This window comes from Lysinibacillus capsici, from assembly GCF_020217405.1.
Lineage (GTDB): Bacteria > Bacillota > Bacilli > Bacillales_A > Planococcaceae > Lysinibacillus > Lysinibacillus capsici.
In genome coordinates, this window is sequence record NZ_CP084108.1 from 1,662,105 (window position 1) to 1,673,778 (window position 11,674).

The window sequence follows — 11,674 nt, forward strand, 5'->3', positions numbered from 1 at the left end:
TATTACAAAACAAGAAAGTACTCCCTATGGTGATGTATACGCCATAGGGAGTACCTGCTATAAAAAATAATGGACCAATTAATTAATTTGAGGGTCTTGGGACGCCTCATTATTGATATTATCAGGAGATTTCTGGAGTTGCACGGAATTATTGGATATGTTTGATAGCGAATAAGTTCCTTTCGCCAAAATCAGAACCTTAGCAACATATTCTGTAGATGAATCAAGTTGATTACCAAATGCATCTAAAGGTGTGCTTAGCGCTTGGCTAACGTTGGGAAGGCTATTCGGAAAAATTCTAGTACTATGTGTACTTTTAATAGCATCCTCCAATTTGAAACTATCTGCTTTATCCTTAGGTAACATAAACACCCTATACTCCGTTACGCTTTGACTATTTTTGACATCAAAGCTAATGTTTATATCGTTATATTTATATCCCTTATTCAAAATACTAAGTGTCACTTTCTCCACTGATCCAGAGGCTGAAAGGTCTTCCAAAGCAATGTAGGAAGATGGGTAGGATAAGCTATACATTTCCTTAGAATTTCCACTACCTACAGACAATATATATACGCGATATTCTTCGCCATTCGTTATAAGTCTACCGTCTGTATCTTTACTAGTAGCTCCCAATTTCATACTATACTGGCCTTTACCCCAAGCTGTATAATTAGTTGCTCTAATAGCCGTGTTCAGATCAAAGTCATTTGCCTTTGATGCGGGTACAACTAGAATACGGTAACTATCTATATTTGATTCATCAGAAGGTTTTGTAAACGATATCTGTAGATCTCGACCATCTCCAGAATCACCAACATCGCTTACATTAATATTGCTTACTGCCTGAACAGCTTTGCTTTTACTAATTGTAATCACAGATGAAGGAGAGGACAGTGCATAGGCATTTGAAGAGTTACCATTTGCAACAGTCAGTACATAGACGCGATAGCTAGTTCCTTCTGTAATAAAATTCCCTCGTACATCCCTAATCCCATCCAATGTTCTATTTGCTACTAAATTTCCACCTTTGCCTTCTGTGATGTAATAAGAGCTACTATTGGCTTGTGAAAGATTAAAGCTACTGTAATATGCAGTTGGTACCATTAGAATCCGATAATGATTAACATTCGATTCATCCGTAGGCTTCGTGAATGTTACTTGCACATCACGGCCATCCCCTTTATCATCTATATCTGCAACATTTAGATTAGTTACAGCTTGCACAGTGAAGTTTTTAGTTAGTGTAATCGTAGATGTTGCGGCAGTTAGCGCATTGTTTCCTATGGTATTTCCATTGGCAACCGTCAATACATAGATACGGTAGTTCGTACCTTCTTTAATAGAATTTCCGCGTACATCCCGAGTATTTTCAGATAACGCTTGCTCATATGTGGATTTCCCAGTTTTGTTAATAGTCGTGTAATTGCTGCTGGATACGCTATTAGCATCCGTCAGACTAAAACTATTGTAATTTGCTGTTGGTACCACCATAATTCGATAGTGATTAATAGGTGTCTCATCAACAGCTTTATTGAATGACACAAAGAGGTCGCGACCGGTACCATAATCGCTCACATCGCTGGCAATAATATTCGACACTGCACCCACATTGTTGCTAAGCAGCGAAATCGTATTGGAGGCTGAAGATAGCATATTATTTGCAGAGTTGTTATTTACTGCCATAATAAATACACGATAGCTAACGCCATTTTGAATGGTATAACCGTCAGTATCTTTTGCCCCTGCAGAGAGTACCTGAGTAATATTGTTGCCTGTTTTGTTCACTTGTGTGTAATAAGTGTTAGATAAACTGTTGGCTTTTGTCAATGTAAAGTTCGTATAGTTGTTAGCTCTTACAACAAAAATTCGGTAAGAGTTAACATTAGATTCATCAGACACTTTGTTGAAGCTAACTCTCAAATCGCGTCCATCACCAAAATCATTAACATCATCAACTTGTGTAATAGTCGGAGTAGATACAGTAAGCGTTACTGATAATGAAGCAGGCGAGAGTTTATTCATGCCCGAATTCGTATTACTTACAGACATAACGAACGCTGTGTAGGATTCGTTATGCTTTATAAAGTCACCTGAAGTATCTCGTGTTGAGGAGGACAGAGTTGCTATCAACGTACTGTCATTGCTTCCTGATTTTTCCACTGTTGTATAATAATTGCTGGATAAATTATTCGCAGTGGTAAGACTAAAATTGTTAGCATCCTTGGTCTTTACTATAAACACACGGTAATTGGAAGTATTGCTATCATTTTGTGGACGAGTAAAGCTAACTGAGACATCACGTCCATCGCCAAAATCGTTAATATCGCTAATCTTCACATTTGTTACCGCAGTAACAGTAGACATGTTTGTTAGTGTAATCTTCGGAGAAGAAGTTGATAATACGCTAGAATAAGAACCTTTGCCAATGGCAAGTATATAAACCACATAAGACTGATCATTTTTTATGTAGTCTCCGTCCACATCTCGTGAGCTTTGCGATAAAGTTACGGCACGATTCGAATTTGAAGTCGATACCACCGAATAATTAGAAGAGGAGACTTTCAGAGCTGATGAAACATTAAAACTTTTAGAAGCCTTCACAACCATAACCCGATAATGATCTACGTATGATTCTGTAGACGATTTAGTGAAGTTAACCTCAAGATCACGCCCATCTCCCTGATCATTCACATCTCGAACTGACACATTGCTCACTGGAGCAATACTATTATTACTTGGAGTGTCTTTGTCAGTTTTAATAGATACTTGCTGCTTTTCCGAGTTCCAATCAACATCCTGACCAAGTGCTTCACTGACGAAGCGAACTGGCACCATTGTTCTACCTTTTAATACCTGTGCTGGTACATCAAGCGTTACGGTCTGGTTATTAATAGTAGCTGTCTTTGATTTAATCTTGAGAACTACCGTTGTATCACCTTTTATCCCTGTGACTGTTTGAGTCTTTTGGTCCCAGTTTACGCTTGCATTCAATGCTTCAAAGATCGCTCTAAGTGGCAACATAACACGTCCTTGAATCATCGCTGGTGGCTGATCGGTTTTTAATTGAACCCCATCCACATTAATTGTGATGGCTTTTGCCGCTTGTGCGGTTGCCGGCTGCAATAATAACGGTACAATTAGTATCGCAGCAAAAAGTAAAGTCCATATTTTTTTCATAAATTCCACCCTTCTGCATGCCATTTGATTGACTTAGCATGACACCTAATTTAACGTATGAGCAACATAAAAGTTTCACCCTTTTGCCTTTTGAGGGAAATTTAACCACACGCAGTATGGATACTTTTTCTGGCTTATTTTCCTTATAACTGGACTGAAAAGAGTTAGGGGATTCTGAGTGGATATCGTCCCACCATTCAACGCAGGAGAGTTGAATAAAGCAGGTTAAATTGAAGGACGACGTTACAATGCTTAGGCAGTGGCAATTTTCTTGTTCATAATTGTTTATACCATCACTAGCTTGCTATTTTATTAAAAAATAACCGAAAATATATTGGATTTTACCAACTAAATTTTTTATGACATATTTTTTGTACACTTTCACCAAACTAATGGAAAGGCAGAGGAAGGTGAAGAGATGCAACAACCATTTGATGTGGGTGATATTGTTTATATTTTTTACCGCAATCCACATATTCAAGATGTAACGAATATACAGGAAGCGGCAGTCGTTTATCATCCAGAAAAACCAGAGGAGCTAGCTCTATTTTTATTTGAAACATATTATCCAATCACAAATGACATGGTAATTTTTGCAAGCGAGATGGCGGCTGAACAGGCCTATCACCAGTATTTTCACTAAGGGAGGACTCACATGATGAAGCCATTTACCCCTCAGCTTGTTTATTTTGAGCCAGATGCCCTCCAGTATCCATTAGGTCAGGAGCTAAAAGAGAAGTTTGAGCAGATGGGAATTGAAATTCGCTATACAACTTCCCATAATCAAGTGAGAAACCTTCCTGGAGACAATGATTTTCAAAAGTATCGGGTAGCAAAATCGACCTTAGTAGTGGGTATTCGAAAAACATTAAAGTTTGATACATCTAAGCCCTCAGCGGAATATGCCATCCCATTTGCGACTGGCTGTATGGGACATTGTCATTATTGCTATTTACAAACAACTATGGGTAGCAAACCTTATATTCGGACGTATGTCAATGTCGATGAAATCCTAGAACAGGCCGACCACTATATGGCAGAACGAGCACCTGACATCACTCGCTTTGAGGCATCCTGTACTTCTGACATTGTAGGGATTGATCATCTTACACATACCTTAAAGCGAGCCATTGAGCATTTTGGACAAAGTGAGCTAGGTCAGTTACGATTTGTAACAAAATTCCATCATGTGGATCATTTATTAGATGCCAAGCATAATGGTCGTACAAGGTTTCGTTTTAGTGTCAATGCTGATTATGTGATTAAGCACTTTGAGCCAGGTACATCACCATTGGAAAAGCGCATTGAGGCAGCGGGGAAAGTGGCAAGAGCTGGATACCCACTCGGATTTATTGTTGCGCCAATCTATCTTCATGATGGCTGGCAGGAGGGCTATTATCGTATGTTTGAGCGATTGGATGCTGAATTGCCAAAGGATGTGCGCGATGACATCACCTTTGAATTTATTCAACATCGCTTTACAAAACCTGCAAAACGAGTGATTGAAAAAAATTATCCAATGACAAAGCTAGAGCTCGACGAGACGGTAAGACGATATAAATGGGGTAAATACGGCATTGGTAAATATATCTATCAAAAAGAGGAAGAGGAAGATATAAAAGAGCATTTGTATGGTTATATGCAGAAATTTTTCCCTCAAGCAAAATTAGAATATTTTACATGACAATTAGAGAGAGAACGGCTTGTTTTCTCTCTAAATTAATTATGTGATATATCGAAGGTCTTTTAAATCGTTTGGTAAATGGAGAAGACATAAATATTGCCGTGTCTCTGATTCATTGTAATCAATCACTAAATGATCGAGTCCATCTCTTGTATAGAAAAATTGCGGTAACGGCGTACTGTTGACTTTAAGGTAACAATTAGTACGTGAAAAACCACCTAGTAACTGTAAATCCGTAATGGCTAGTCCTTTTAACAGTATTCTTATCAAACTACCAGGAAGTTCACATCCTCCCTTCCATTCTTTTTACAGTAATAAACCATCAAACCAGGTAAAACGATTGTTTAATACCTACATTTAATTGGAGAAATTTTCTTGATTATGGTCCTTGTATAATCTGAAAGTCAATGGTAACGCTAACAGAGATTGTTGTGAAGAAGGAGAGAATACTTGAATGGATTCATTTCAACTAAATTGTTGGTCAGAACATGGAGAACTGAAAGTGGTGATGCTATGTGCACCTTCCGTCGTAGATGTAACGGATTTAACAATAGCAGAGCAGGTTGGTTGGAGTGATGCAGTCAACCATCAGAAGGCAATGGATAATTTCATGGCATTCAAGACAACATTCGAAAACGCAGGGGTACATGTACTTGATTATGCAAGGGAACTAGCTCATGATCAGCAGCTATTAAGTGAACAGCTGCTTAATCGTTATTTTGTGCGTGACCTAGCCTGTGTCATTGGGAATCGACTTTTACTTGGAAATGCTGGAAGCTCACTTAGAAAACCAGAGTACCCTCTTGCACATTCACTATTAGAAAAATGGTTTCCACAACAATGGCAAACTAATTTGCAACCGCTTCATTCCTTCGAATGCGGAGATTTGTTAATTTTAAATAAAGATGCTGTGCTTATTAATCTTGGAATGAGAACATCGATAGAAGCTATCGAAAGCTTAAAGGAAAGCATTTTTCAGGAGGGGTTTTCTGAAATTGCCGTAATTGATTTACCGAAAAGCAATGATACGCTGCATTTAGATATGAATTGTAATGTTGTAAACGCGAATCTGGTTGTTGCTAAAAGCTTTGTACGCCATTATCCTGTTCAGGTATTAACAGTTCAAAGCTATCGTTTTGATATGGTAGAGTCATTTTTAAAGCATCATGGTTTGGATGTTTACTGGCTTGACTCGTATAAGACCATTCCAGACATCAACTTTATTAACCTGAATCCAGAAACAATCATAATAAGTAAGCAGGCAAAGCCACAACAATTATTGGCGCATCCACTACTGAAGAATAAAAACTTGCTTGAAGTTGATGTCACTGAGCTTGAAAAAGGCGGTGGTGGCATTCGATGTATGACATTGCCATTGGTAAGAACGTAACGAAGGGTTGAGAACAATGACTTCAAAATCAACTAAAGGAAGTATGGCCTGGTGGCAGCTTTCGCTTCTTGGTATCGGTTGTACTTTGGGAACGGGTTTTTTTCTTGGGACAAGTATGGCCATTCATAAAAGTGGGCCTGCGGTATTAATTCCTTTTTTATTAGCAGCCATTTGTACGTATATCGTGTATGATGCACTTGTTAAAATGTCTGTGGAAAACCCAGATAAAGGCTCATTTCGTACCTATGCCAAGCAAGCCTTTGGACGCTGGGCAGGATTTAGCAATGGCTGGGTGTACTTAATTTCTGAGCTATTAATCATGGGAAGCCAGCTGATGGCGCTCGGCATTTTTACGAAATTTTGGTTTCCGGCGCTGCCCCTGTGGGTTGCTGCCTCGATTTATGCTGCTATTGGTTTAGTAGTTATTCTCACAGGCATGAAGGGCTTTGAAAATTTCCAAAATATCTTCGGTGCCTTAAAGGCAGCTGCCATCGTTATGTTCATTATTGTAGCAGTTGTCATCATCATGAGAGGTACACCATCTACTACAATGGCTTCACTTCAGGCTAATTATGAAGCATTTTTTTCACAAGGACTAAAAGGTATTTGGCTCGGATTACTTTATGCCTTTTATGCCTACGGAGGAATTGAAGTGATGGGTTTAATGGTCATCGATTTGAAAAATCCAAAAGAGGCGCCAAAAGCGGGGAGAATTATGCTGATCGTGATTACCGTTATTTTCATCATGGCCATCGCCCTTGCATTAGCACTCGTTTCGTGGAAAGACTTTTCGATCGATGAAAGTCCTTTGATTACAGCGCTTCAAGGATACCATATCCCTTATGTGGCAGATATATTTAATGGTGTGCTAATCATTGCTGGTTTTTCAACAATGGTGGCCTCGCTTTATGCGGTGATCACCATTCTCACTACACTTGCAGAGGATCATGATGCACCGGCAGTACTTGCAAAGAAAGGAAAAATGAAAGTTCCTTTTCCAGCCCTTTTATTTTTAACGAGTGGACTAGTAATCACAATTGTAATTGGTTTTTTGATGCCAGAAAAAATCTTTGAATATTTGATTACAGCGGCGGGTTTAATGTTGATCTATAATTGGCTTTTTATTTTAGTGACCTACTGGAAGCTCATGGAGTTAACAAAGTGGGGGCATGTAAAGAATGGTATGGGGATGTTGCTCATTGCTGTGACGGTATCTGGAACTTTAGGTGAAAAAACAAGCAGACTCGGTTTTTACGTGAGCCTGCTCTTTATAGTCTTAATCAGTGTGGCGACCTGGCTTGTTGTGAAAAGGCAAAAAAACATTACGTAATGAACCATTTGCCTGAGACATCCTTAAAAAAGGACATTTGGATGGACTATGGTTATCATCACTTAAGAAGTATTGTTTCCATTCATAACTATCTTCTTGCCCATACCATTTTAAATCTGGATGTCCTGGGACTGTGTCGTAGTCTGCAATCCGCTGACGAATGAGCTTTTTGATTTTTCGCCCAAAGGCTGTTGTGTCGTTTATATCATCGAAGATCCAACGTGGTTGAATGGCCATTAATAAAGTGGAAAAATGACGACTCTTCCGCAATTTATGGGCTGGTGTTGCACAAGAGATAAAATAGGGTTCACCATGAAAGCAAAACTCCCATTCATGGTGAGTAGGCTCCATTGGTATTCCCTCAGGCCAATTCATCTCATCCAAATTGGTTAAATTATTTAATATGGACCAAAATAACTGCTGATAATCTGCCACCTCAAAGCTATCTTGCATATCGTGAGGGGTATGAAAGAACACAGTAAGAGTTGTATACTTCCCGAAAGTTCGTGACGCTTTCGTATAGTCCTTTAAGCATTGTGCTAACATTTTAACCGATTGCTCTTCCCGTGGATCCCCGATAAAACTATAGCGCAAATGGTTTGATAAAAAGCCCATTCTTGCTGGTATACACGGAAACGTATTCGCTTCATCCGCAATCGTGGCAGCAAAATCTGTATAGGCAGACTGTTGCCATAATGGAAGTGTTTCAAACTGTTCTTCAATCCACTCCCGATCAAATACTACTACTTCCACTTGAGACTCCTCCTTCTACTCACCTTTATACTATTAAAGAAAAGACAAAGTGGTTACCAATCTGTGGTGCGTGACACTAAAGATTTTTAATGATTCAAGTCAAATTATGGCTAACCTTTTTGCGTGAAAAGAAAAATAATTCCATGAAGAAGAATGAGCAGTTTTTGGTTTAGAAGTGGTCACTTCGAGCAAGGAGATGAGCAATTTAAAAGAGAGAGCTACAAGCCAAGAAAAGAGCGGCTTTGAATAAGAAGCGAGCACTTTAAGAGCGGTAGCGGTTCAAAAGTGAGCACTCTAGCCAGAGAAAGAGCAGTTTTGAATAAAAAATGATCACTTCAAACCAAAGAAAGAGCAATTCAGTCAAAAAAAGATCTCGTCCCCTGCTACGCCAATAGTGATCAAAGAAGTATAGTCTTAGTCGTTTTGATGAAAAACCTTTTCCTCTAAAATGGTTAGAGCATGCTGGATGTCCTTTAGATCATCCTGTGTTGCGTGGTGAATAAGCTGTAAAAAGCGTTCTTCTATACAGGCAAACGCCTCCTCCATCATTTTTTCACCTTCTTTGGACAAACGGACATACTGTTTTCTACGATCGGCTGTGTCGCTAAATTTTTCGATTAGCTGCCGTTCCTGCAATTTCCGAAGTTCACGGCTAGTGTTGGGTAAGGACATATGCTGACATTCACTGATTTCGGTTGGTGTGACAGGTTGGCTTACTTTAATATATTCAAGAATTTTATAGTGTAGCGGTGTGATATTCGCAGCGGTAACATTTTGTGTGAGATCATGTGTCACTTGATGGATTGTGGCTGTAAATGCTACAAACTGATGAAATAAAGCACTTTTATTCAATGGGATCACCTCTTACTGTCAAGATAACAAATAACTTGTCTTAAAACAATTATCATTTGACAACTAAAATGAAATGAACTATTATTTTGTTATCAAATGATAAGTAATGAGGAGGCACACAATGAAAACGTTAATTGTTTATACATATCCCAACCATAAAAGTTTAAATTATGCTTTTTTACAAGAAGTGATAAAGGGGTGTCGAGAAAATCCTGCCATTGAGGAGATTCAGATACTCGATTTATATGAAGAAGAGTTTGATCCACGCTTAATTTTCCATGAACATAAACGACGTCGTGATATGTATCGGGATCCGAAAATGGAAAAATATCGCCAACAGCTCTCTTGGGCTGATCAAATTGTATTTGTTTATCCAATCTGGTGGGGGAGACCGCCAGCCATGCTGTTAGGGTATATCGACCAATTATTTGCAGCAAATTTTGCTTATCGAGATACAAAGGGGTTATTTCCAGAGGGTCTTTTAAAAGGGAAGTCTGTAGTCTGTGTGTCCACGATGAAGGGGCCAACCAATTATCCATTTTTATGGTTGAACAATGCACATAAAATTTTAATGAAAAGGGCGTTGTTTAAGTTTGTTGGAATGAAAAAAGTGAAGTTTTTTGAGTTTGGTAATATGGAAAGTAAAAAGGGGAAGCAACAGCAAAAACTAAATAAAGTATATCGATACTTTAGCAAAGTAGCTTACTAGAAAAAATAACTCATGCAGACGGTGTTAGTCGTTTGCACGAGTTGGCGTACTGTTGATGGGGACAGTAATCAAAAATCTTGTATATTCTGCTTTTTTGCTTTCTACAGCAATGGTTCCATGATGCATCTCAATTATTTTTTTGACGATGGCTAGCCCTAATCCGCTACCGCCATTTCCAGCAGTTCGCGAGTGATCGGCCTTATAAAATCTTTCGAAAATATGCTTTTGTTGTTCTTCTGTTAAGCCAATACCAGTGTCTTGAACCTTCACCATTATCGTGTGGAATTGCTTTTTCATAGATAATGTGATGGTTCCATTGGTAGGTGTAAACTTAATACTGTTTGTCAGCAAATTCATCCAGACTTGATTCATCAAATCCTCATCTGCAGTGATGCTCAGGTTATCAAGATCGAGATCAAAGTCAATCTGTTTGGCTAACCAATTCGGTTCCAGTGCCAACACTACATTACGTAATTGTTTATCGAGTCGATAAGTTATAGGTTCAAATGGATGATGCTGCGATTCTAAGGAAGTTAGCTTGAGCAAATTGTCGCTAATTTTTGATAAACGATTACTTTCTAATTCGATTATTGCTAAATAATGCTGACGTTTTTCTTCAGGTAGATTAATATTTTTCAGCGCTTTTGCAAAGCCATTAATAGACGTTAAAGGGGATTGAATCTCATGGGAGACGTTGGAAATGAACTCCTGACGCATTCTTTCCAGCTCACCTAACTCAACGGCCATATGATTAATACCATGAATCAATTGACCAAATTGATCCTCCTCATCTGCTCTTAAATCCAGCTGAACATCAAAATCACCCTTTGCCATACGGCTTAATGCATCTACAATCGTGTCCCAATAGTTGCGTTGTCGATTTAGTCCGATGAAAAAGATAATGGCTGCTGAACAGGCAAAGAGTGCAAATACACCAATCACTGTTGCTAGTTGTAGCCAAAATCCCTGAGGCTCTACCCCTAACCGACCATATAGCCACGTAGTTACATGATAGGAAATAAAAGCGAAAACGGTGTTTGCTACAAGAAACAGGCAAAAGACCATCACTAATCTTAACAAGAATCTTCGTTTTCTCATGTGCCTAGTTCCAGGCGGTAACCTAGACCACGAATGGTGCGAATGGCAATGCCGCTCGCCTCCTGTGGAAAGCGTTCTCGTATTCTTTTGATATGGACATCAACTGTTCGTTCATCTCCCTCATAGTCGTATCCCCAGATTTCTTCGATTAATTGTTCACGGGAAAAGGTTTTGCCAACATAGCTTGCAAGTGTAAATAATAGCTCGAACTCCTTCAGACGAAGTAGAATCATCTCGCCGTTCATTTCCACTTCATGTGTATGGCGATTTAATTTGACATGACCAGCCTCTACAACTTGAGAAAGGGAGATACGATATCTTTTTAAAATAGACTTAACACGTACGATTAGCTCGGCAGGCTCGAATGGCTTTACAAGGTAATCATCTGTCCCTAAATGAAAGCCCTTGATTTTTTGAGAGGTTTCTCCTTTAGCTGTTAGCATAAGGATTGGTAGATCTGTATTGAATGAACGTATTTCCTCGCACAATGCCCAGCCATCCATGTTGGGCATCATAATATCCATCACGACCATATCGATTTTCTCAGTGTCTAATTTAGACAATGCATCGACACCATCGATAGCCTCTATCACTTCTAAGCCCTCATTTTGCAGAAACACTTTTACCAATTCTCGAATATGTGCATCATCATCCACGACTAATAGTTTTGTCATCTCA

The 11,674-nt window shown here is 38.9% G+C and carries 10 protein-coding genes; 5 read left to right on the top strand and 5 right to left on the bottom strand.

What is annotated here, in order from left to right; translation table 11 throughout:
- Positions 1 to 78: 78 nt before the first annotated feature.
- Positions 79 to 3,180 carry a copper amine oxidase N-terminal domain-containing protein gene (locus LCP48_RS07900; RefSeq protein ID WP_225340842.1) on the bottom strand — a complete coding sequence of 1,034 codons (3,102 nt, stop codon included), beginning with the start codon at positions 3,178 to 3,180 and terminating at the stop codon, positions 79 to 81.
- A gap of 418 nt (positions 3,181 to 3,598) precedes the next feature.
- Here LCP48_RS07900 and LCP48_RS07905 point away from each other — a divergent pair, with 418 nt between their 5' ends.
- The 4 genes from LCP48_RS07905 to LCP48_RS07920 all read left to right on the top strand — a co-directional run bounded on the left by LCP48_RS07905 (position 3,599) and on the right by LCP48_RS07920 (position 7,584).
- Positions 3,599 to 3,823, top strand: coding sequence for a transcriptional regulator SplA domain-containing protein (locus tag LCP48_RS07905; RefSeq protein WP_004232790.1), 225 nt, complete (start codon positions 3,599 to 3,601; stop codon positions 3,821 to 3,823).
- A 12-nt stretch (positions 3,824 to 3,835) separates the two neighbouring features.
- Positions 3,836 to 4,864, top strand: a complete 1,029-nt coding sequence (gene splB / locus LCP48_RS07910) for a spore photoproduct lyase (protein WP_036219626.1) — start codon at positions 3,836 to 3,838, stop codon at positions 4,862 to 4,864.
- A gap of 454 nt (positions 4,865 to 5,318) precedes the next feature.
- Positions 5,319 to 6,254: an arginine deiminase family protein gene (locus LCP48_RS07915; protein ID WP_004232794.1), complete on the top strand. Its 936-nt coding sequence runs from the start codon at positions 5,319 to 5,321 to the stop codon at positions 6,252 to 6,254.
- 16 nt (positions 6,255 to 6,270) lie between these two features.
- A complete protein-coding gene (locus LCP48_RS07920) occupies positions 6,271 to 7,584 on the top strand; it encodes an amino acid permease (protein ID WP_225340843.1) in 1,314 nt (437 codons plus the stop codon).
- Here the strand turns inward: LCP48_RS07920 and LCP48_RS07925 are convergent.
- Together LCP48_RS07925 and LCP48_RS07930 are read right to left on the bottom strand one after the other, a co-directional pair.
- A complete protein-coding gene (locus LCP48_RS07925) occupies positions 7,531 to 8,337 on the bottom strand; it encodes a YqcI/YcgG family protein (RefSeq protein WP_004232798.1) in 807 nt (268 codons plus the stop codon). The genes LCP48_RS07920 and LCP48_RS07925 overlap by 54 nt on opposite strands.
- A 414-nt stretch (positions 8,338 to 8,751) precedes the next feature.
- Entirely contained in the window at positions 8,752 to 9,189 is a 438-nt protein-coding gene (locus LCP48_RS07930) for a MarR family winged helix-turn-helix transcriptional regulator (RefSeq protein ID WP_004232800.1), read from the bottom strand.
- A 121-nt stretch (positions 9,190 to 9,310) separates the two neighbouring features.
- On the opposite strand from LCP48_RS07930, the gene LCP48_RS07935 reads away from it, so the two are divergent.
- Complete coding sequence (locus tag LCP48_RS07935; RefSeq protein ID WP_004232802.1) at positions 9,311 to 9,898, top strand: NAD(P)H-dependent oxidoreductase; 588 nt, start codon at positions 9,311 to 9,313, stop codon at positions 9,896 to 9,898.
- 24 nt (positions 9,899 to 9,922) lie between these two features.
- Here LCP48_RS07935 and LCP48_RS07940 read toward each other — a convergent pair whose 3' ends face one another.
- Positions 9,923 to 10,996: a sensor histidine kinase gene (locus LCP48_RS07940; RefSeq protein WP_192807174.1), complete on the bottom strand. Its 1,074-nt coding sequence runs from the start codon at positions 10,994 to 10,996 to the stop codon at positions 9,923 to 9,925.
- Entirely contained in the window at positions 10,993 to 11,670 is a 678-nt protein-coding gene (locus LCP48_RS07945) for a response regulator transcription factor (protein ID WP_004232806.1), read from the bottom strand. The genes LCP48_RS07940 and LCP48_RS07945 overlap by 4 nt, the downstream gene beginning before the upstream one ends.
- Positions 11,671 to 11,674 lie beyond the last annotated feature (4 nt).